Source organism: uncultured Idiomarina sp. (genome assembly GCF_964010655.1).
GTDB lineage: Bacteria > Pseudomonadota > Gammaproteobacteria > Enterobacterales > Alteromonadaceae > Idiomarina > Idiomarina baltica.
This window is the reverse complement of the sequence record NZ_CAXGLS010000025.1, coordinates 1-21,895: the sequence shown is the minus strand read 5'-3', so window position 1 is coordinate 21,895 and position 21,895 is coordinate 1. Positions and strand designations below refer to the sequence as shown.

23 protein-coding genes are annotated in these 21,895 nt (G+C 47.1%); 10 read left to right on the top strand and 13 right to left on the bottom strand.

Going from position 1 to position 21,895, the window contains the following annotated elements; all coding sequences use genetic code 11:
• Window positions 1–9 precede the first annotated feature (9 nt).
• Both ABNS04_RS07690 and ABNS04_RS07685 read right to left on the bottom strand, forming a co-directional pair.
• Window positions 10–1,170, bottom strand: a complete 1,161-nt coding sequence (locus tag ABNS04_RS07690) for an efflux RND transporter periplasmic adaptor subunit (RefSeq protein ID WP_272977857.1) — start codon at window positions 1,168–1,170, stop codon at window positions 10–12.
• A 71-nt stretch (window positions 1,171–1,241) separates the two neighbouring features.
• The gene (locus tag ABNS04_RS07685; protein ID WP_272977856.1) at window positions 1,242–2,252 is read right to left on the bottom strand and encodes a zinc-binding alcohol dehydrogenase family protein; all 1,011 of its coding nucleotides are present in this window, start codon (window positions 2,250–2,252) and stop codon (window positions 1,242–1,244) included.
• An 85-nt stretch (window positions 2,253–2,337) separates the two neighbouring features.
• On the opposite strand from ABNS04_RS07685, the gene ABNS04_RS07680 reads away from it, so the two are divergent.
• Window positions 2,338–3,144, top strand: coding sequence for a hypothetical protein (locus ABNS04_RS07680; RefSeq protein ID WP_272977855.1), 807 nt, complete (start codon window positions 2,338–2,340; stop codon window positions 3,142–3,144).
• Here the strand turns inward: ABNS04_RS07680 and ABNS04_RS07675 are convergent.
• The 6 genes from ABNS04_RS07675 to asnC form a co-directional block, all read right to left on the bottom strand.
• Window positions 3,036–4,052: an ArsA family ATPase gene (locus ABNS04_RS07675; RefSeq protein WP_272977854.1), complete on the bottom strand. Its 1,017-nt coding sequence runs from the start codon at window positions 4,050–4,052 to the stop codon at window positions 3,036–3,038. The two genes, ABNS04_RS07680 and ABNS04_RS07675, sit on opposite strands and share 109 nt — an antisense overlap.
• Window positions 4,053–4,074: 22 nt before the next feature.
• Complete coding sequence (locus tag ABNS04_RS07670; RefSeq protein ID WP_006955985.1) at window positions 4,075–4,356, bottom strand: cory-CC-star protein; 282 nt, start codon at window positions 4,354–4,356, stop codon at window positions 4,075–4,077.
• A gap of 24 nt (window positions 4,357–4,380) precedes the next feature.
• Complete coding sequence (locus ABNS04_RS07665; RefSeq protein ID WP_272977853.1) at window positions 4,381–6,045, bottom strand: carbon starvation protein A; 1,665 nt, start codon at window positions 6,043–6,045, stop codon at window positions 4,381–4,383.
• Window positions 6,046–6,149: 104 nt separating this feature from the next.
• Entirely contained in the window at window positions 6,150–6,320 is a 171-nt protein-coding gene (locus ABNS04_RS07660) for a DUF1328 family protein (protein WP_006955983.1), read from the bottom strand.
• 133 nt (window positions 6,321–6,453) lie between these two features.
• Complete coding sequence (locus ABNS04_RS07655) at window positions 6,454–9,063, bottom strand: M14 family metallopeptidase (protein ID WP_348671320.1); 2,610 nt, start codon at window positions 9,061–9,063, stop codon at window positions 6,454–6,456.
• 104 nt (window positions 9,064–9,167) lie between these two features.
• Complete coding sequence (gene asnC, locus ABNS04_RS07650; protein ID WP_272977851.1) at window positions 9,168–9,626, bottom strand: transcriptional regulator AsnC; 459 nt, start codon at window positions 9,624–9,626, stop codon at window positions 9,168–9,170.
• A 164-nt stretch (window positions 9,627–9,790) separates the two neighbouring features.
• Between asnC and asnA the strand changes: the two genes are divergently transcribed.
• The 4 genes from asnA (at window position 9,791) to ABNS04_RS07630 (ending at window position 12,329) form a co-directional block, all read left to right on the top strand.
• Window positions 9,791–10,771: an aspartate--ammonia ligase gene (gene asnA / locus ABNS04_RS07645; protein ID WP_348671319.1), complete on the top strand. Its 981-nt coding sequence runs from the start codon at window positions 9,791–9,793 to the stop codon at window positions 10,769–10,771.
• 37 nt (window positions 10,772–10,808) lie between these two features.
• Window positions 10,809–11,060 (top strand): TIGR03643 family protein, encoded by a 252-nt coding sequence (locus ABNS04_RS07640; RefSeq protein ID WP_006955979.1) that lies wholly within the window; start codon window positions 10,809–10,811, stop codon window positions 11,058–11,060.
• A gap of 22 nt (window positions 11,061–11,082) precedes the next feature.
• Window positions 11,083–11,844 carry a CLCA_X family protein gene (locus tag ABNS04_RS07635; protein WP_272977848.1) on the top strand — a complete coding sequence of 254 codons (762 nt, stop codon included), beginning with the start codon at window positions 11,083–11,085 and terminating at the stop codon, window positions 11,842–11,844.
• Between the two features lie 149 nt (window positions 11,845–11,993).
• On the top strand, window positions 11,994–12,329 hold the full coding sequence (locus tag ABNS04_RS07630; protein ID WP_272977859.1) for a glutathione S-transferase N-terminal domain-containing protein: 336 nt from the start codon (window positions 11,994–11,996) through the stop codon (window positions 12,327–12,329).
• On the opposite strand, the gene ABNS04_RS07625 is transcribed toward ABNS04_RS07630, so the two are convergent.
• From ABNS04_RS07625 to ABNS04_RS07610, 4 genes are all read right to left on the bottom strand, one after another.
• Window positions 12,326–12,616: a hypothetical protein gene (locus tag ABNS04_RS07625; protein ID WP_006955976.1), complete on the bottom strand. Its 291-nt coding sequence runs from the start codon at window positions 12,614–12,616 to the stop codon at window positions 12,326–12,328. The genes ABNS04_RS07630 and ABNS04_RS07625 overlap by 4 nt on opposite strands.
• A gap of 184 nt (window positions 12,617–12,800) precedes the next feature.
• Window positions 12,801–13,223, bottom strand: coding sequence for a DUF3293 domain-containing protein (locus ABNS04_RS07620; protein ID WP_272977847.1), 423 nt, complete (start codon window positions 13,221–13,223; stop codon window positions 12,801–12,803).
• Window positions 13,216–14,835, bottom strand: coding sequence for an acyl-CoA dehydrogenase family protein (locus tag ABNS04_RS07615; RefSeq protein ID WP_348671317.1), 1,620 nt, complete (start codon window positions 14,833–14,835; stop codon window positions 13,216–13,218). Before ABNS04_RS07615 ends, ABNS04_RS07620 begins: the two co-directional genes overlap by 8 nt.
• An 18-nt stretch (window positions 14,836–14,853) precedes the next feature.
• Window positions 14,854–15,714 carry a hypothetical protein gene (locus ABNS04_RS07610; protein WP_348671316.1) on the bottom strand — a complete coding sequence of 287 codons (861 nt, stop codon included), beginning with the start codon at window positions 15,712–15,714 and terminating at the stop codon, window positions 14,854–14,856.
• A 93-nt stretch (window positions 15,715–15,807) separates the two neighbouring features.
• Between ABNS04_RS07610 and ABNS04_RS07605 the strand changes: the two genes are divergently transcribed.
• The 5 genes from ABNS04_RS07605 to ABNS04_RS07585 are packed head-to-tail and all read left to right on the top strand — an operon-like array spanning window position 15,808 to window position 20,451.
• Window positions 15,808–16,308 carry a YqiA/YcfP family alpha/beta fold hydrolase gene (locus ABNS04_RS07605; protein WP_006955972.1) on the top strand — a complete coding sequence of 167 codons (501 nt, stop codon included), beginning with the start codon at window positions 15,808–15,810 and terminating at the stop codon, window positions 16,306–16,308.
• Window positions 16,305–16,736, top strand: a complete 432-nt coding sequence (locus ABNS04_RS07600; RefSeq protein ID WP_272978415.1) for an HIT domain-containing protein — start codon at window positions 16,305–16,307, stop codon at window positions 16,734–16,736. The genes ABNS04_RS07605 and ABNS04_RS07600 overlap by 4 nt, the downstream gene beginning before the upstream one ends.
• A gap of 25 nt (window positions 16,737–16,761) precedes the next feature.
• Window positions 16,762–17,361 (top strand): biliverdin-producing heme oxygenase, encoded by a 600-nt coding sequence (locus ABNS04_RS07595; RefSeq protein WP_272978414.1) that lies wholly within the window; start codon window positions 16,762–16,764, stop codon window positions 17,359–17,361.
• A gap of 15 nt (window positions 17,362–17,376) precedes the next feature.
• Window positions 17,377–19,446 carry a sensor domain-containing diguanylate cyclase gene (locus ABNS04_RS07590; protein WP_272978413.1) on the top strand — a complete coding sequence of 690 codons (2,070 nt, stop codon included), beginning with the start codon at window positions 17,377–17,379 and terminating at the stop codon, window positions 19,444–19,446.
• 15 nt (window positions 19,447–19,461) lie between these two features.
• The gene (locus ABNS04_RS07585) at window positions 19,462–20,451 is read left to right on the top strand and encodes a Fic family protein (RefSeq protein WP_272978412.1); all 990 of its coding nucleotides are present in this window, start codon (window positions 19,462–19,464) and stop codon (window positions 20,449–20,451) included.
• Here ABNS04_RS07585 and ABNS04_RS07580 read toward each other — a convergent pair.
• The gene (locus ABNS04_RS07580) at window positions 20,408–21,790 is read right to left on the bottom strand and encodes an MBL fold metallo-hydrolase (protein WP_272978411.1); all 1,383 of its coding nucleotides are present in this window, start codon (window positions 21,788–21,790) and stop codon (window positions 20,408–20,410) included. The two genes, ABNS04_RS07585 and ABNS04_RS07580, sit on opposite strands and share 44 nt — an antisense overlap.
• Between the last annotated feature and the right edge of the window lie 105 nt (window positions 21,791–21,895).

Genomic DNA, 21,895 nt, shown 5'->3' with positions numbered 1-21,895 from the left:
GTCGTTCCCTTATTTGGAAGCTGGCTGTTGACCTTGTGACACAGTCACTTGTGCACCGGGTCTAATTTTCTGAAGGCCGGCGGTGACAATACGGTCACCGGCGTTGAGCCCGTCGCTAATTAACCACTCGTTGTCGATAGCACGTGCGGTGGTCACCATACGTTGCTCGACTTTATTTTCATCATTAATCAGCATGACATAAGGACGGCCGCGGACGTCGCGTGTAACTGCCTCTTGTGGAACCAAAATAGCGTTATTCAAGGTACCTTCGCTGACCTTCGCACGTACGAACATGCCTGGGTATAACTTATTCTCCGGGTTAGGGAATTCAGCGCGGAGCAAAATCGCGCCTGTGTCTTGGTCAACGCTAACCTCAGAGAACAGCAGTTCACCCTGAGTTTGGTAGTCTAAACCGTTCAAACTCAGTGACACGGGGGCGTTACCATTTTTATTTGCCTCAATACGGCCCGATTCAATTTCTGCCTTGAGCTCGAGGAACTCGCGGCTTGACTGATTGATGTCGACGTATATCGGGTCAAGCTGATTGATGGTCACCAAGGGCGTGCTTTGCGAAGCTGTCACCAAAGCGCCTTCGGTAACATTAGAACGTCCAACAATCCCGGTTATAGGCGCTTTAACCTTGGTGTATTCCAAGTTGATTTTGGCGCGTTTAAGCTGAGCTTCTGCTAGCGCAAGAGCGGCTTTGTTTTGTAAATACGTCGCTTCAGCCGAATCAAATTCATCTTGACTCACAGCCTTATCTGCAAGCAGTTCTTTTAAACGCTTCTGACGTAATTCTGACACTTTAAGTGCGGCTTTAGCGCTTTCAAAATCGGCTTGAGCACTGGCGACCTCAGCCTGATAAATGGCTGGGTCGATTTGATATAACTGCTGACCTTTTTCGACTTTTGTGCCTTCCACAAACTTACGTTCAAGCAGCACGCCGCTCACCTGCGGACGCACTTCCGCCACGCGATAGGCAGAGGTACGGCCGGGCAATTCGTTTTGAATTTCGACAGACTGCGTTTTGATGGTTAACGCTTCAACTGGCACCGCTTGTTGTTGTCCACCTTGAGCAGCGGCTTGCTGCTCATCACTACACCCGTAAAGGGTAGCGGAGGTGAGGGCAACAGCGAGCACCGCTGCAATAGGAGTATTCCGCTTTTTCATGAACGACCTCTAGTCATAACTATTATCATTTAACGTTTTTATTATACATACATGCTTGTATGTTTGTAAATTTAATATGCGACGGGTAGCACGATCTTGCCGATAGCTTTTCCCGATTCAAGCAGTTGATGTGCTTGTTTCAATGTGCTTGCCGACATTGCGTTTAAGCGTGTGCCCTCGGTTGAACAGATTTGACCGTTGTTTATAAGCTCTGATACTTGATTCAAAATATCTCGTTGAGCGCTGATATCAGCGGTTTCAAAAAGTGAACGTGTGTACATAAACTCCCAGTGTAAGCTGATACTCTTTTGCTTGAGTAAGCGGATATCTAAAGCATCCTCTGGATCATCAATGATGCCGATACGGCCTTGCGGGGCTATTACTTCGGTTGCCGTTTCAAAGTAGTCGCCGCTGTGGGTCAGCAGGGCAATATCCGTAGGTTGTGGTAAGCCTTCGAGCTGCTGTTTGATATCGCCATGATGATTAATCACATAATCGGCGCCGAGTTGTTTTACCCATGCTTGTGTTTCGTCTCGCGACGCAGTAGCAATCACGGTGACATCGGTCAATTGTTTGAGTAACTGGATCATGATCGAACCGACTCCGCCGGCGCCGCCAAATATAAGTACACAGCGCTGCTCATGTACTGATGGGTGATTTAATTGCAGACGGTCAAAACTGAGTTCCCACGCGGTCAGTGAGGTTAAAGGGAGCGCTGCTGCCGCGAGATCATCGAGTGATTGTGGAGCGTGACCGACAATACGGTAATCAACGCAGTGATATTCCGCATTACAGCCTGGCTTGCTAATGTCGCCAGCATAGTACACACGATCACCGATTTCGAAGCCACTTACGTGTTTCCCTTTATTTTCGACAATACCTACAGCATCCCACCCAAGAACTTTATAATCATCCGCTTGTCCGATACGCATGCGGATTTTGGTATCTACAGGATTAACAGCGACGGCGGTTACTTTTATTAAAAGTTCGTTGTCACCCACACTTGGCTTTGGGATTTCGATATCAACAAGCGCCTCTTGTTCGGTGATGGGGAGTGATTTTTTCACGCCAACGGCTTTCATCTGGTTTCTCCTTTTCGAGTAAGTGTGGTACACAATATGACTATACTACGTGGATTTTTCATTTTTGATTATTAACGAGAGAACAATGAATCATAAGCTATTCGTTTTATTACTAACTTTAGTCCCTTTGTTGGCGACAGCCCAAACGTCAGACCCCAACCAAGATGCTAAAGAAGCACAAATTATCAAAACCATTGAGGACTTACGCGCACAGCGTGGTGTCGAGTTTAATTATCATCGTGAATCAAAAGTTGGTGATACGACACGAGTCGAAGAGTATCTAGGTGCCAACGAAGACGGCTATCGCTGGCAGCTAGTCAGTGAAAATCAACGAGCGCCGAGCAAAGAGCGACTTGAAGAATATCGTCAAATGCGTGTCACAGAAGCGAAGGCGCGTGCACAAGAAGAGGGACCTAGCCAATCACTCGCCGACTTAATTATTATTGATTCGCTCGAATTTATTGGCGAATCGGTTGAAAATGGTCAGTCCGTTTGGCAATTCTCGTTTAAACCCAAGCTTGATGACTTTTCTGAATTTGCCGATGAAATCGAAGCGCGCATCACCTATTTACCCAAAACTGATTTACTGCAGCGCATTGCATTAAAAAATAAAAATGAATTTTCGCCTGCGACTTCCGTAACCGTCGAAGATTTCTCAATGGAAATTGAATTTCAGCGTTTTGCTGATGCCTATACCGTGCCAGTAAGCATGAAACAAAATGCTCAAGGGTCCTATTTGTTTTTTAAAGACTTCCATGACCAAACCTCGCGCACGTATTCCGATTACTCCTTGGTACCGAGTGCAGACGAAAATAATGATGAAAACGAGCTGAGCGCGGCTAAACCTTGTGGATCTTCAGATAGTAAAGGCAGTCGCACCAGTTCGTGTTGAGCAAAGGTCTTATCAATTTCCTCAAGATAGGCAGCTTCTTGGACACGTCGTTTGGCAAGAAAAGCACCATCGGCGTCTTCAGGAAGCACGCGATTGACAAAAATACCACCGACAGGTAAGTGCTCAGCGCGCAACGCTTTCATAGCACGCTCAGTTTCTTGTATCGGCAAGCGTTCTGGCGTCATGACAAATACAATAGCGGTATGCTCAGCATCTTGTAATACACGGCGAGTACGTTGAAATAAGCGTTGCCGATTCAGCAATTGTTCGCTTACTGCCTTGCTGCGTTCAGATAAACCATCACTGGCATGTTGGTCAGGGTTGGCCATTGGGTTATGGACATCTTTGCCGGACTTCGGCGATAGGTGTTTGAGCACACCTTCGAATTCCTCTGAACGGTTTTGCGAACGCAACATACCTTGTGTCCAAGCGGCCATGGCTTCCGGTAGCGTCAGTAAACGTAAGGTGTGGCCTGTAGGTGCCGTATCAAAAATCAATAGATCGTAGTCACGCTCCGATTCATCAATCAGTTTCGCAATACGCTCGAGTAGGGCAGCTTCCTGCGCCCCAGGAGATTGCTTCGATAAGCGCATCTGGCGTTCAACTTCAGGAAATAAATCAGGGTTCGTAAAACGCTTCATTTGCTGCGTGACACGGTCAATGTGCGCGTTGACTTCACGATCAGGGTCGATTTCGAGTGCGGTGACACGCTCGCTAATTGGCGTGAACTTATCACCAATTTTTATATCAAAAGCGTCCGCGAGACTGTGTGCTGGATCCGTTGAAACAACGAGAACGTGTTTACCTTGCTGAGCGGCGAGCAGGGCAAGAGATGCCGAGACTGTGGTTTTTCCGACCCCACCTTTACCGCCGACCAATACTACTTTACGGTCGAGAATCGACTTCATAAAGACACCTTAAAGTCGTGGGCTAACAGCAGCGGAAATGATCCAGAGGTGAGTGTTCCATTCCCATGCGTTGATGCCAATCATGAAAACGCTCCAGCATTAAAGGCTGGAGCTCTAAAGTGTAATAGGATGCGGGGTTAGGAACCCCCATCATTTCGGAGAAGACCAGCATCATGAACAAATCATCTTCGTCACGCTTGGCGCGAGCGATCGCTGACCGATAGGGGGCGTTGTAAAACTCGTTTACCAGTTCACCCGCACGGCTCAACCACTGTTGAATCGATTTAATGTTCATGTTGCGCATGGTCTTACTCCTTAAAGTCTCTCACTAAGACTTCTGCTCTTTCTTAAGGTTCGACAGTGCGGACGTGGCCTCTAGAGCGATCCATACAGCGGCAATCAGTACCACAATATCTAAACCGAACAAGAACCAGTTCTTTTCCATGTAGAAACCTTTTAACTGAATGAACAGCGCGAACACTGTCATAATCAGCAAGAAAATCAACGGCAGTAATGTCACGTACATTGGACGACCTAAGCGTACCAACATGACTGTGATAACCATCAAGGTCAAGCCTGCAAGTAATTGGTTAGTGGTACCAAACAGCGGCCAAATCGCTAAGCCACCTGAACCGTCTGATCCCGCACCAAAGGCGAGTGCAACACATGAAATGACCGCCAACAATGTCGCCGGCAACGCTTTCTGCATCCAAGAAATATTGTAGATGTTACCCCATTCTTGGAAGATATAACGCTGTAGACGCAAACCGGTATCCATCGTGGTACCAGCAAACAAAACTGCCATCACTGTAAGCAAAGTTTCAGCAATTTCATTATCAAGACCGACACCTTGGCTGATAATATTCGCGCCACCCTCTACGAAGGCCGCTACACCACCTTGCCCGAAGGAGCTGTAAACAGCTTCCCAGTCGGCTAATGTCGCAAAACCAGCACATGCTGCGATAATGGTCGCAAGTGAGAGCGAGCCTTCACCAATTGCACCGAAGTAACCCACAAAACGCAGGTCAGTTTCTTTATCCAGTTGCTTAGATGTCGTGCCTGAAGCGACCAAACCGTGGAAGCCGGAAATCGCACCACAAGCAATGGTAACAAACAACAGAGGCAACATTGACGGCGTATTTTCTGGCAAATTGGTATTGAATGCTGGAGCGGTCATGTCTGGACCTAGCAATAGAACCGCAGCATACAGCAGGATCAGACCGATAAACAGTTGCAGACCGTTGATATAATCGCGCGGCTGTAACAGCATCCAAACGGGAAGCAACGAAGCAATGGCAGCATAACCAAATAAAATAAGAACCCAACTTGCGTTGTCTGTCAGACCGCCCATTGTTTCTGGCAGAGATAATGGCGCGGAAGGCCCGGCCCAAATCAGTAAATAGAGTGCAACAACGCCTAAAATTGAGATGGTACCGAGTCCCATCCATTTTCGGAAAATAATTTGGCCGATGATTAAGGCAACGAAAATAGCGCCCCAAACAGGGATGACAGAACTTGGAAATTTAATCAAGAGGCCAGAGATAGCCGTGGCAAATACCGCGTTGACCATGAGAAGCACAAGGAAGATAACGATCATGAACAGCGTCTGTGCGCGCTTGCTGACCACGTCACCTGTTAAGCTACCCATTGATTTGGCTTTATTTCGGTTACTTGCCCAAATCGCACCTGCATCGTGAACACCGGCAAAGAAGATGGTGCCAAAGATGACCCACAGGAATGCGGGCACCCAACCCCAAATCACCGCGATGGCTGGACCAATAATCGGTGCTGCGCCGGCTACGGAAGTAAAGTGGTGACCCCAAAGTACATACTTATTAGTTGGGACAAAGTCCACACCGTCTTCAAATTCATGAGCGGGTGTTTTGAAATTTGGGTCTAGCTTGTAGATCTTCTCAGCGACGAATTTTGAATAAAATACGTAGCCCAAGAACATCGCAGCTAGACCCAATAGCATCACGAATATTGCATTCATGGATGAAGCCTCTTGTTGTGGTTGATTTTGAGATTCGCTACCCATTGTAGCGCAAATTCAACCCCAACAGGCATGCGACTAACGTCTAATAGACGTCATATCAGTTATCGACGTCGTTTTCCAAGCAGTCCCATGATAATAGAAATAGCGAAAAGAATAATGAAGATGTAAAAGATAATCTTCGCGATTTCAGCGGCCGCACCGGCAATACCACCAAATCCAAACACCGCTGCCACGACGGCAATGACCAGAAAAATCAGAACCCAACGTAACATAATGTCTCCTTATTTTTTTAAAGGTTCACTATTACGTTAGTCGTAAATTGAACGGTTGGATCAAAATTTTAGAAAAAAAGCCGTCATATTTTTCATATGACGGCTCATCGGTAACGCTATAAAAGCTGACTGATTAATGTGCAGCGGCTGCCTTATCCTTGATAGGATCCGCATAGGCTTCAATAGCCGGTGCTAAATAAATCGCGTTACTCAATAGCTTTGCCGTGCCCCAGAAAAACGCACGGAAATTAATGTTGTCGGCAAACCCAATGACACGGCCTTCACCTAAGCGGTGTGCGGCAATGTTAGTTTTACCGGCTAACACCGCTTGGTTGCGCTTGTCTGCATAACCACTGAGTAGCGGCTGGTCACTGTATTGAGCGACATTGACAAAGGGGCTTTGTGGAGCCTCCATCGCATTCAACTCGTCCTTAAACACGGGCATGCTGCGATGAGGGAAGCCAAACATTAATGGGTTTTGCGGATCAATGTCCATTTGGAAAATAGCGCCTGCGATACGGCGTTGTGCATAGTAACTATCGCGGTCTTTATAAGTCAGGCCTGCGGTTGAAAACGCATCACTAAACGTTTTGTCTTCCACAAACTGAGTGTAGAGTAAGCCATGGCGACTCATCCATTCAGCGCCACCTTGTTGGCCAATTAATACACCGCCTTGACGCACCCAATCAGTTAACCGCGCTATTTCGCCGTCAGAAAGCGTGTAATAGCTACCATCCACCAAAATGATGTGGCTGTAGCGGTTTAAGTCAACGCGACTGATACGGTCGGTATCGACCATCGATAGTGGAAGACCTACGTGGCGATCGAGGTAATACCATGCTTCACCCGCTTCATAAAGGTTCACACCATCGCCCGTCAGCATCATTACGCTGGGTTCTTTTACCGGCTGAATATTGCGACTACCTAAATCGATACCTTTGGGCGTGAGACCGGTTTTTACCGAGTAAACGGTAACATTTTGTTGCTCAGCGATATTTTTAACCGCCGCGACTACATTCGACCAGTCTTGATTTTGGTAAGCGCGCGTTACAACCACCGAACCAGCGGATAAGTTAGCCGTCTTACCATTTAGTGTCGGTAGGTGCAAAGGTTTAAAACTCTGACGTGCGTGGACACCTTGTTCTAACAATGCTTGTAGCATCGCAGGGGCCTTGTAATCATACCAATCAAACGCTAATGCGTACGCGTTGGCGTTGATAGATACGGCATCACGCTGTGGTGCATTCCACGCCGTATCATCAAGGCTGATACGGCCACGGTAAGTCGTGAACTGCGTGTTAAATGCCATTGGCAAAGTCCAGCCAGATACGTCATAAAACGTATTGTCTGGGAAATCTTTTCGCGTGCTGAAGATGGCTTGAATCAGACCGTACTGCGCTTGCTCGGCAGGGATGAAGTAACTCAAGCCTGCTTTAAACCGCTTGTTGTTAGTTTCAACATCACGTTCTACACGATAACCGTCGATACCATGTTGTTTAAGCAACTCAACGAGTCCGCTAAGACGGTTTACATCGCTTGCTCCAATTAAGTAGCCGTCAAAATTCGCATCGTCACCCGCTTCCATAGCGTCGTCATAAACACGTTCTTGGAAGTCAATAAAACGTTTTTTGTTCGCATGAGCGCCATAGAGCGTGCTCAGCGATGTGATGAACTGGTTACGAATGGTAAACGGGAAGCTGACTTCACCATTGACTGAGTCTTGCAGGTGACCGCGACTCGATGCTTGTTCGAATAACACACCGACGGCGCCCTGAATATCCGGGTAGGTAGAACCTTTTCCGTAGTAGAAGTCATCGAAGGATTCCTCGGTGTAGTAGAGGTTACCCAGGTTATCTAACGAGTTTGCATGGGCAGCCGCCAAAATCTCAGTAAGACGCACGTTTTCATCCGGTGTTAACGGATTCTTGCGCGAAGGGATACCGGGTTGAAAGAAAAATGTGCTGTTCGTACCCATTTCGTGAAAGTCAGTCAGAACGTTGGGTTTCCATTTCTGGAAGTTGGCGATACGAGCCCGTGACTCTGGGTGTTGTAGCAATAGCCAGTCGCGATTGAGATCGAACCAATAGTGGTTTACACGACCACGGACAAACGGTTGGACGTGTTCACGAGACTGCGGATCGGCAACGAGGTTTTTGCTGCGGTGTTGGTTTGCCCACTGCGCAAAACGCGCCAGCCCATCGGGGTTAAGTGATGGATCCAGCAGTACCACAGTGTCTTGTAATGCCTTATCGAGTGCCGGATTTTGAGCCGCAGCCAGATAATAAGCAAACAGCAGAGCAGCGTTTGAGCCACTGGACTCATCACCGTGAATGCTGTAGCCCATATAGAGCACTAAAGGCGTATTTTCGTCCGCATCACGATTAGGATCGGCGGCCGCTAAATGCTGTTCGCGCACCGCATCGATGTCTTTTTGATTGTCGGGCGATGTGATGGTTAACAGCAACAAGGGACGCTGTTCATGAGTACGTCCAGTTTCTTCAATAGTGATGCGATCAGATGACGCTGCCAACTGATACATATATTGTACGATTTGATCATGGCGCACATGCCATTCACCGACTTGATAGCCGAGGGCTTCTTCAGGAGTCGGAACCGCAGGATCATACTGCACATCTTGAGGAAGGTAGTAATCCAATTTAACTGGGTCGGCTTGCGCTACACTCACAGTAGAACTGAGTAATGCGACGCCCGCCAAGCAAGTCCTTAGCGCGTTTTTCAGCATTTGTTATACTCCTAGTTGTTTTAATACAACTAGACTAACAGAAATCCTACTTTTGCGGCACGGCTTTCGTTTAACCGTATAAAAGATGCCATTAACATCGTAAATCACGGCTTAACTTGCCTCGCTATCGGTTGTTGCAACGAAATCCAGGTGTCGGTTGCTTGTACCTCTTTGATGACCTGAATTCGATTGATCAGAATATCTTGTAAATCCTCAATTGAGCGCGTCATCAGCTTTGCAAAGATATTGTAGTGACCCGTCGTGTAATGCGCTTCGGTGATAGCGTCGACATGAGCAAGTTTCTCGATTGCTAACGGATAATCGCCTGCTGTCGTTAGTGTTATTCCAATGAAGCAACAGACGTCGTACCCCAGTTTTTTGGGATCAATGGCGAGCCGCGTGCCTTTGATTAAGCCCAGCTTGCGCATTTTCTCAACGCGGACATGAACGGTCGCGGTACTTACTTTTTGAGTTGTCGCCATGGTTGCATAGGACACCCTTGCATCATTGAGTAATGTTTCTAGGATAAATTTATCGAGATTATCTAATTTATAATTTTTCATGTGAATTAGGTTTCTTTATTGGATTTAATTTAAATTTATCTTTAATAAGATAGAAATTATTTTTTAGTTTAGCATAAATGAATAAATACTATTGAGTTTTTGCTCTCTTCCATGGTTTTCTGTTTCTACAGTCATCACGCAATTAATCGATTCAGGAGTACTTTATGTGGGAAGGGTATTTGGCAAAACAACAAAAAATTGACTTCATAAAACGCGAGTTTCTCTCTCGGCTATGTCGGCAGATGCAGTTAGTTAAATGTGAAGGACCATTACTGACAGAGCAGGGAACGGGGTTACAAGACGATCTATCGGGTATCGAACGCCCCGTTGAGGTCAAGGTTTCGGCACTGCCAGACAAACAATATCAAGTGGTACACTCGCTCGCTAAGTGGAAACGTCAGCTACTCGCTGATTATCAAGCACCGGTGGGTCAAGGTATTGTAGTAACTATGTCGGCGCTAAGACCGGATGAAGAAACGCTCGATGAAACGCATTCAGTATTTGTTGACCAATGGGACTGGGAAAAAGTGATTGCTGAAGAGCAGCGCAGCATGCAGTACCTTAAACAGCAGGTACAACTTATCTATGCAGCGCTTACGGCAACAGAAGGTAAATTGCGAGCAATTTACGGGGGGCTGTCTATCCTGCCGCGGCAATTGACCTTTATTAGTAGTGAGACGCTGCGCGCGGAATACCCCGAGCTAACAGCTAAACAACGGGAAAACAAAATTACTGAAGCGCTAGGTGCGGTGTTTGTTTACGGTATTGGCGCACCACTTAGCGATGGTAAAAAGCATGATGAACGCGCGCCTGATTATGATGATTGGAGCACGCAAACTGAAAACTTCGGCACAGGCTTGAACGGTGATTTGTTGGTATGGAGCCCTAAGCTACAAAAAGCGATTGAGCTTAGCTCAATGGGCATACGTGTTGATGCAGCGGCGCTTAAAAAGCAACTCGAACTGACCGAACAGACAGATCGCTTAAAACTGGCCTGGCATCAACGTTTAACTGCGGGTGAACTGCCATTGACCATCGGCGGTGGCATCGGACAGTCTCGAGTGGTGATGTTACTTTTACAAGCGGACCATATTGCACAAGTGCAATGCGGTGTATGGCAACCCGGCATCCAAGAAGCACTTTAATACGTATTTGAGTGCTGGATTCAAGTGGAGCATTAGGATGAAGGCACTTAATGAAGCTGATATTTCACGCATTATTGAAATGGCGTGGGAAGATCGCACGCCGTTTGAGGCGATCAACGAGACCTACGGTCTGAGTGAAGACCAAGTGATTAAGTTAATGCGCAAACAGCTTAAAAGAACCGCGTTTAACAACTGGCGTGCGCGTGTATCGGGTCGAGCGACCAAGCACCGTAAAATTCGAGGTTTTGATTACGGCCGAGGCTATTGTCCCACTCAGTACAAGCAGTGATGACCGTGATAGAATAGCGAGCATGCGCGAATATTTTAGAAATGGTCCACCTCATCGCGGTGGCGCGGATGTCAGCTTTGCCGACATTGTTAAACTGTTTGGATTTAACTCGGTACGTATCGGCCGTTGGGTCACCGCGCATGAGCAGCAGGTGGCTGCCAATTTATTTTTCGATGCTTTATGTGACTTGCAGATGATACTGGGCGTCAATGAGTCAGTGATATCACTACGCGGTAGTTTGTCGATCAATTATGGAATTGGCGGTCGGCTCGGTGCCAGCGCCCATTATATCCCTTCACGGCGGCTACTGGCGCTAGCGAAAAATGCAGGAGGAGGCAGTTTAGCGCACGAGTGGTTTCACGCCTTTGATCACTATATTGCCTCACATCTATTCAGCTCAGCCACGCAACCAGGCCGGTTCGCAAGCAAAGCTTGGCTGCTGAATGAGCCCGTGCGCCCGCACACTCTAAATGAACGGCTTGTGTTGGGGTTTCAGCGATTGTTCCTATCATCAGATGGACAGTCAGCAAGTGCTTTAATGAAACGCTGCATGGCTTTTGATAAGGCTGAAGGAAGCTACTACTTTTCGATGCCGGAAGAGGTTGCGGCACGGTGTTTCGAACGGGTTGTTCAACAGCAGACACTGAAAAACCAGTTTCTCGTGGCCGGTACGTTAAAAAGTAAAACCGCTGAGCTCGGACTTTATCCAAAACAAGACGAGGCAAATGCTGTCGCTGAGTGTTGGTTAGACTACTTTCAGTCACTGGGGCAGGCGCTAAGATAGTCACTTGAACACAATCCCATCGCTATCGACGATAAGCAAATTATGCTAACCTGAGCAGCCCATTGAGATGCTACCAAAAGCGAGGCAGTACGGTGCGTATTTTAATTCGTTATTTTTTTAGATTGGTGCGTTTAATCCTCACACCTTTTATGTTGATTATGGAAAAACTAACAACGCCGAAAGGCGTTGAGCGCAGCACAGATGCTCAAGCGCGTGTCGAACAAGAGTGTAAGCAGTTAAGTTTGTATCAATTTAAAACGTGCCCATTCTGTATTAAGGTTCGGAAGGAGATAGCGCGGTTAAACTTACCCATTGAATTACGCGATGCACAGCACAATGAAACTCATCGCGCCGAGCTTAGCGAGCAGGGTGGACGAGTCAAAGTGCCATGCTTACGCATTACCCAAGAGAGTGGTAACGCACAGTGGATGTACGAATCCGATGATATTATCCATTATTTGCGAGCGCGTTTTGAACACGCTTAATCGTCTCGCCACTCGTTGTAACGTTGCTTTTTAGCTAGACTACGCTCGACGACTAGCATCGTTCCTGCGGTCAACATCACGATAAGACTGACAGTGTAGAGTTTCGGGTGTTGACTCAGGAATGTCTGTGATTCGCTGAATAGGGTGTTAAGCCAATCAGCGACAACAATAATGGCACTAATGAGTGCAATACTGACAGCACTGTAAATGCCCGCAGCCCATAGTTTACGGCCTCGAATGCGTGTGTTGTGCGCCGCACTCATAGTATTCCAGTCTGATGATTTCATAAGGCCTCCAGCAGAACGCCGCTTTTCCATTACGTATATCAAAATTATAGTTCGACTCATCCGAAGTCACTTGTGACATTCGTTAGATACGCTATACCAAATTGGAATAGTGGGTATCCTGTTTTGAGTAAAATTTCTATTAACAATTACTACGAACAAGATCGTATTTAGGATTGAATATTTTTTAGGGATTGGTCCAATGCAGCGCCACACCTTGTTCTTTATTAATATGCACAAAAGCATTTTGATGAAATCGCTGATTAAGCGGATAGGCCGAAGCGAGCGGTAAATCTGCAATCGCAACGCCGTGTTCTACGGGCCAGTCGCATTGAGGGGCGAGTGCGGAACTGTGGAAAAAGCGAACGCCAAGATGATGTAACTGTTGCGTCAGTTGATCATGTCGTCGACTAAATGTGGCGCGATCACAGCGTTGACTGCCTGGATGATCAACCGTAATGATCGTCAGTGAATGACAGCGCGTCATGTCTAATATACGCTCAACAAACGCCTGCTTTGATAGGGTCGAGAGCGTATAACGGCGTCCCATGATATCGAGTCGATAAAGGGCCTCCTCATAGACGCTGTTCAGCGAGCTTCTGTTAACCAATGGTGAAACTGTCCTTAACCCACTGGTGTGCTGTATCAAAGTCACCCACCAATGTGCCTAAATTACGTCCTGATCGGTTCAACAGGTTCTCACAAATCAGACGGCTGCGTTCTGGTTGCATATGTTGGATAGCGAGCGCCGCCTGCGTCAACAGTGCAATTTCATCAACTAGACGACGTGCATTAAATGGCGATGGCGGGTACTTTTCAAGTTCTTGCTGTAACCGCTCAACTACTGCGTCATAGCGACTGTATTGACCGCAGCTACGCGCAATAAAACTAAACCAGGTCGACAGTAACTCGGGATCTTTTTCGCAGGCGCGCAGTACGTCTAAACATTGAATGTTACCGGAGCCTTCCCAAATCGCATTTATCGGGGCCTCTCGGTAAAGTCTCGGCATGGGGGTATTTTCCATTACGCCCATACCGCCAATGACCTCCATTGCCTCGTAGGTTACCTGAGGTGCTCGTTTACATATCCAATATTTCCCGACAGGAACGAGCAAGCGTGCTAAGCGCTTGGCTTCGATGTCGCTGCTATCGAGCCACTGTGCCACCGTCAGTGTCCAAAGTAGCGCACATTCACTTTCCATCGCCATATCACATAGAAGATTAATCATTAATGGCTGCTCGATGAGCCGTGCGCCAAATGCGCTTCGATAGTGACAATGATGCAACGCTTGCACAAGGGATTGCCGTAACAAGGCAGACGAACCAATCATGCAGTCGAATCGTGTCATTGCAACCATATCAATAATGGTACGCACACCTTTACCTTCGGAACCCAGTAAACGGCCTTCAACATCATTTAATTCAACCTCACACGAAGCGTTCGATTGATTGCCCATTTTTTGTTTGAGCTGTTGAATATGAATGCCATTGCGTGTGCCGTCCTCACGCCAGCGCGGCACAGAAAAACAGCCGAGCCCGTGCTTAGTTTGTGCGAGCATTAAAAACAAGTCGCTCATGGGTGCCGATAAAAACCACTTGTGGCCGTTCAATAAGTAGACTTCACCTTCACCGATGGCTCCCTGCGGTGTCGCGTGGGTCGTATTGCTACGCACGTCCGAACCACCTTGCTTTTCAGTCATTCCCATACCCACAGTCAAAGCTGACTTTTCATAAAATGGAATGTCGCGTCCATCGTAAAGCGGTTGCAAAAGCTGTTCTTGTAACTGTGGATATAATGGGCTTTGCTGGAGTACAGGAATTGCAGCAAACGTCATGGTAATCGGGCATCCATGACCCGCCTCAAGCTGGCTATTTAAATAATAACGAATCGTTCGTTCTACATGGGAGTAGGGTGACACTGAGCGCCAGACACCGTTGTGTAACTTCTGCTCCGCCGCAATTTGCATCAGCTCATGATAACTGGCGTGGTAAGCAATATGATTAATGCGATCACCGTAACGGTCATGGGTAAATAATTCCGGCGGATAATGGTTGGCAGCATAACAACGCTCAATATGTTGCTCGCTACCGAGCAATGAGCCTAGCTTAACCCGTTCATCTTGTTCATTGGATTCAGCAAAATATTGAGCGCACTGCTGCAAAAAGCGATCACTTTGATAGACATTATAGTTGATGAGGTAAGGTGGTTGATTCAATGCCATAGTATTCATTGCTCGATGTTAATTTCGATTATTAAATTCCGGACGTGGTCGATCAGCCCCTAGCCAAAGATCCAGAGATTGGCGGAAGTCAGAGTCACTTCGGACCTGCTCAATCACACGGTTCATGTTGCTAATCGCATGCTGCCCCCATTGGTTATTACTGCAGCCGACAGCGCCAATTATGACTGCGTCTTTGTTTTCTTTGATAGGAATAAATACGAGCGGTTCAAAATCTGGGTTCGTTTGATCCTCGGTACGTTGGAAGTAGGTCATCAGCATCTTATAATCAAGCGTGTAATCAATTCGCCCTGCGGCAACCATCGCCATCAAGTTCATGTGAGCCCCTTCGCCAGAGACTTCTTGGAAGTGCTCTGACGGTATTAAGTAGTCCTCGATGATGGGTTGTAGTTCACCATAACGTCGCTCAATCGGCTGAGCGAAACGATAGTCGCTCTGCGCTAGGGCAGTAAACGATAATGGCTCACCGAATGCTTTAATAAACCGTTGAGCCTTTGATGCTGTCGTGATGACGCCGTGTGGCGGGTATACATGTGTCGCATCTGAGAAAATAAAGTCTTTGTTGTAATCACTGTCTTTAATTAAGCAGGGGAAACATAGGTGTTGGTTTTTGCGCATTAACATAGTGATTCGGCGCGAGGGCAATTTACGCTTGCTTTGAGACAGCGCCGGCAGTTCGCGTTCAAAGGTATCCACTAAGGTATCGCAAAAACCCGCTTTTTCATATTCACCTTGCCAAATATGAAAAGGGGGAGACACATTAATGCCCCAGATAATATCATCGTGTTGATCAGCAATAGCCCATGTCGATGCACACAACAGAATTATAAATAAAGATGCTTTTAGCATAGTACCTATCATAAATGGGTTCTCTACGTGTTACAGTCATATCTATCGTCGATTTTTGGTAACAAAAAATCAATATATTTTAAAATGTAAGTTATAGGAGCGAAAATGACAAAGATCGTTTTCAATCACGGCAAAGAAAGTGGTCCTTGGGGGCATAAAATAGAGGCCCTTGCGAAGGTTGCAAAAAGTCGAAGCTTTGCTGTGGATAGTATCGATTACCAAGATCAAATGGACCCCGATGATCGTGCGGATCGATTGGCTCGTTACTTAGATGATTATCAAGGAGATCGAGTTATCTTAGTCGGTTCGAGTATGGGGGGATACGTTGCGCTGGCTAATAGCGAGCATGCTAAAGCAACGGGTTGCTTTTTAATGGCACCGGCACTGTATATGGGAGGCAAAGTCGACTTCGATACATTACGTCCGAACGGTTCTGTCAGTGTGGTTCACGGTTGGCGAGATGATATTGTCGATTGGCAACATAGTGTTAAGTTCTGTCAGCGCATTGCCGCTGAACTGCACTTAATTGACGACGATCATCGACTCGTTAATCGACTTGATGTTGTCGTACGTGACTTTGAGTTGTTTTTGGAGAGCATGACATGACTGACTTTGTACTCGATCCCCGATTAGCTAACGACTCTATTTTGCTGGCGCGGGGTCCGCTGTCACAACTCCGTTTAATGAAAGCCGCCGACTGCACTTGGTTTTTGTTAGTGCCTGAAGTTAATGAAATCAGTGAAATAACGCAGTTGTCGGAAAGCGAGCAGTTTAACCTTTGGAAAGAAAGCCAAGCCTTGAGTGAATGGTTGTTGCAGTGTTATCCGCAGTGTAAGTTAAATATCGCCGCTATTGGCAATGTTGTCAGCCAACTGCATGTCCATCATGTTGTTCGTTATTCGGATGACCCGTTTTGGCCAGCGCCGATATGGGGACAAAAAATGGAGCGTCAGCATTCAATCCGAGATATCGAAGCAATCCAAAAAGAATTGAGTGCTTGCTCTAAATTTATTTCAGTTGAGGCTGATCGATAACCTTGCAAACAACGTTTGATAGGGCATGAAAAAACATTCAGCACGCTTACATCTCAAGCAGATGACCGAAAAAGCACATCGCGAAGCAGAGCAGTCAGGGTTAATGAAGCCGCTGATGGGAGCGCACGTGTCTAACGAAGACTACCTGCAAGCGCTTAACGGTCTTTACTCATGGCTAGAGCGGTATGAGATGTGCTTACAGACTTGGTTACCCAAGGACAATCAACGGCTTTTTGAATACTACTATCAGCCGCGCAGTGGTCAGATTTTAGCAGATATTCATGCGCTTGGAGGGTTTACGCCACCACCTAATATCCATCATGTTAATGCCGACTCCATTTATCAGGCGCTTGGTTATGCCTATGTTATTGAAGGGAGCACACAAGGCGGTCGAATGCTCAGTCAACGCCTTAACAAGGTTTTAAATCTTGAGGGCAATGCATTAAATTATTTTAATTTTTACAGGTATCGCAGCTGGCAACGATTTATTGAGATGTTCGAGCATTTTTCGTTTACCAATGAGCAGCTCAACGAAATGACTTCAGCCGCTGTGAACGCCTTCGCGTCGTTGAATTCGATTGCACAACGCATAGAGCAGCGAGATAGCACAGTAGCAGTGGGTTAATTTAGGGTGGTATGAGTGGCTGATAATACTTCGATTTCCTATGAAGAGGCGATGAAGAACTGTGCCAAAGAGCCGGTGCATGCACCGCAATGTGTGCAGGCAAATGGGATGCTACTGGCAGTTGATATTAAACGCGGCGGTCAGATTATTGCTGTCAGTGACAATAGCGATGCCGTGTTAGGTTGTTCGTGTGACGCATTAATAGGGTCGTTCTTGGCAGAGTGCATGCCGAGTGACTTTCTAACATCATTCAAAGCCGCAGACGAAAAGTTAAAGCAAGGGTCAGACTACGAAATATTTGCGTGGGAAGCGGGTGAACAGTCGTTTTTTTCCCGTATTTATTATAGCCAAGCTTGGTTAGTCGTAGAAACTGAGATCGACGTGACCGATCCTGGGTTAAAGCGTTCCTGCTATTTTGATCGGGCGTTACTTGATATTTCGAACACAAATAGTACTGAGCAAACGTTGCAAAAGTTATGTCGCTCAATTAGTGAGTTGAGTGGTTATGAGCGCGTGTTGGTTTATCAGTTCGACGATAGCTGGAACGGTCGCGTAATCAGCGAGCACACAACACGCGAAGATATCGAGCAATATATAGGGCTCAGCTTTCCAGCCAGTGACATTCCAAGCCAGGTTCGAGCGTTGTATCACGTTAACCCAATCCGTTATATCGCCGATGTGGATACCGAGGATGCGGTGATTGTGTATGCCGAAGAGCTGGGCTCTATGGCACTTGACCTGTCGCTTGGTACGATCCGAGGTAAGTCACCCATTCATACAGAATATATGAAAAACATGGGCCTACAGCGGTCGATGTCAGTGGCTATTTTTGACCAGAATCAGCTGTGGGGTTTAGTTTCGTGTCACGGCGTATCGGCGCAACCGTTATCTTATTCGACACGGCTTAATATCCACTCTTTGGTCAAGCTCGCCGAACAACGTTTAATGCTACAAAAACAATTTGAAGCCGATCGGTTTTTCGACCGTGTTGAAGAGAGCCGAAAAGCGCTACTCGACCGAAAACGAGAAATTAAGTCGCCGCAGCAACTGCTCGAAGACCAAGGTCATTTCTGGCTAAAACTGTTTGAAGCGGCAGCTGTCGCCTTGATCAGTGCTCAAACACAGCGTGTTATCGGCGAGCATATTGATGTATCGACCTTACACAAGGTACGTGACTGGCTTAATGAAAATCATAGCGTGACAGGCGTATTTAGCGAACGAGACTGTCGGCTGTCTGAGATACGGCAGGCAATTCCAGAGTTGCCATATTGTGGCGTGTTAGCAGTGTCGATGCCGATAGATAAGAGAAATCAGGGCTGGTTAGTGTTCTTTAGAGCGCAGGAGACTGAAGTTTTTCGGTGGGCGGGTAAGCTTGAAAAAGGAGAGGTACGAGAATACAAAGGTCGCCAAGTGTTGTCGCCTCGTCATTCGTTTGAGCAATGGCAACAGGATGTTGATGGATATGCACCAATCTGGACAGAGATCCAAATTGAAGCGGCCAAAACGCTGGTAGAAGACCTCGCTATTGGTGCGTCCGCTTATCAAATTGAACAGTTAAATCAGGAGCTCACCGAAGCGAATCAACGGTTGGAGCACTTGGTCCATACCGATGCCCTGACGCAAGTCTGGAACCGCTATCACATGGAACAGACACTGGAAGAGGAAGTGAAGCGATGTAAACGTCATGGGCGAGACTTGGCCGTCATTTTACTCGACATCGATCATTTCAAGCGTGTTAATGATGACTACGGTCACGATGTGGGTGACAAAGTGCTTAAGCTGATAAGTGAAGCGATTCATCAATGGCTTCGCAGCAGTGATGTTTTTGGTCGTTGGGGGGGAGAAGAGTTTTTAATCATAGCCCCAGAAACTGATCTTGAGAGTGCGAATCAACTGGCGGAGCGTTTAAGAAGGCGATTATCAAATCTACAATTTGACAAAGTTGGTCAAGTCACGGCAAGCTTTGGCGTAGCAGAATTATTACCCAGTGAAGACCGTAATAGTTTGGTAAAGCGCGCCGATAACGCGTTATACCAAGTCAAAGAGTCTGGACGAAACAGTGTGGAGGTCTCGCCAGGCAAATAATAAAAGGACAAAAACATGTGGCCTCAACTTGAGTGGTCGACCCGTTCCGAGCTGTTAAACCTTGCTGAACAGGCGGGGGGGATTATCGCTCAATTTGAATCGGTTGAGGTCAATAGTGTAACGGCTCAAACGTGGCTGAATGAAAAGCAGGCAGCCAGTATTGAATGCGAAAATCTAAATGCCCACCGCATTAATATCTCCGCGCTTTATGACCATATCGAGGACTGGGACCCGCTAAACGAACAGGCATTAAAAAAGGCGCACCGACAATTAATGCTAAACTTGAGCATGCGCGCAGGTCAGTACCGCGGTACTTCAGTCGCTATTTATCATCACGGTCGTAATATTTATGCTTCACCACCCGCTACGGGTATCGCACGAACACTCAGCGAATTATTTACTGAACTCAACGCCGATCATTGTCATCCCCTGTATCGCGCTGCACTGTTTTTTAATGTCTTTGAAAGTTGGCAACCGTTTGCCGAAGCGAATGGTTGTATCACACGATTTTGGCTCACCCTATTGATGCGTTCTTGGCACCCACTTTTTCAATGGCTCAATATTGAGCAAAGTTGGCTAGCATCAATCGACGAACTGGCAGAAGCGCGACAAGTCGAACGTAATGAGCGATCCGAAGCTTATATCCTGTGGCTGACTGGAGTTCTCCGAACGAGTTTGAATGAACTCGCGCAAAAGCTGGCTATCTGCAGTGAACAAAAGGTGCCTGACACGCAAAAAAGTTCGGATAAGTTTTCGGATGTGTGTTCGGTAAAAGGTTCGGAAAAATGGCCGACAGCCCGCAAAGTACTGTTTTTAGTCAATAAAGAACGGGGTATTAGCGCGCAACGTATTGCCGAACTGTTGGGCTTGAGTTCGAGAGCCGTCGAGAAGCAGTTTGCCCGACTCAAGCAACAGGGTAAGCTCGAACGCGTGGGCAGTCCACGAGGCGGTTATTGGCGCGTTATGGTTTCTCCGTCGCAACAGTTGTCGTTACCGGAATGCTAAACTGCTGCCGTATTTTTTCAGCCAAGGTATGTTGTGCTGGCGCAGAACCGTGTACCAAGCGAACGGCTTGGACGGGAAATTGAGCATTGCCAATAAAAGCGAGTAATTCGTCCTGATCAGCATGGGCGGAGTAGCCGGTTAGCGAATATACCTGAGCATTTACTTTTCTTTGTTGTTGGTTAATCGTCACTACATCACCCGTAGCCGCTCGTTGAATCTGCTCACCCAGCGTCCCTTGCGCTTGGTAACCCACAAACAAAACATCTGTGCGAGGATCTTCTATCAACGCATCAAGATAGTTAATAATGCGTCCTCCGGTACACATCCCGGAGCCTGCGATGACAATGACCGGTTCAGCCGTCGATTTGAGACGATTAACCAAAGCGAGGTGCAAGCTATGCTCATCCACTGGGTGTGCGTGGCTAAAGTCTAACGGATGTCGTCCATGAGCTTGGCGAGACCGGCTGGTTGCATCCCATAGGGCTTCATGGTGCTGGTAGATGTCAGTCACTTTGTTCGCCATTGGCGAATCGATGACAATCTCGGGAAAATCGGTGTCCTTTGAAGACGCGTGTTGGTGCCAAATTTGTTCAAACTCATAGAGCAGCTCTTGCGTGCGGCCAATGCTAAATGCAGGAATCAAAATGGCGCCGCCATCGACAACAGCACGTTTTATAATCGACTCGAGTTGTTGCGTTCGTTGACTGCGGTCACCATGTGAGCGGTCCCCGTAAGTACTCTCTAAAACAAGTAAATCAGCGCGTTCAAGCGGTGTTGGATCGTTGATCAGAGGTGAGTTGCGGCAGCCTAAGTCGCCGGAAAACACAACACGTTTATGCAACGACTTAATATCAAAACAGAGATAAGATGACCCCAGTATGTGGCCTGCCTCCTCGAACGTGACGCTAAGTGAGGGTAGTACATCCACCGTTTGACCATATTCACAAAGAACCACATGGCGCGCGAGCAATGTGTTAAATGCCGTGAGAGCGCTTTCGTCGCGGATGCCCGCGAGTTGCAGAGAGTCGCCCAGTACCAATTGCATTAATGCAAGTGTGGCGGCCGTACAGTAAATCGGGCCACGATAACCCAGCGCGAGCAACTGCGGTAACCGGCCGACATGATCGAGGTGTGCATGAGTAATAAACACAGCCGCCAAACTATCGACATCGACATACGGCGTTAAGTCATCCTCTTGCGTGATACCCTGAAACGCACCGCAGTCGATCATCACCGTTTGTTGAGCGTTTAAATGCCATAGGTGGCAGGAGCCTGTTACCTGCCAAGTACCACCTAAATGTGTTAAATGGATTGGCCACTCGATGGATAGTTCACTCACAGTGTTTCGCCTTATTTACTTTTTTTGCATAGTGTAGCTTAGTTTAAGTGACTGACACGGAGATATAGCCGACATCGTGTGTAAGCCTGAGTTACTCGCATTGCG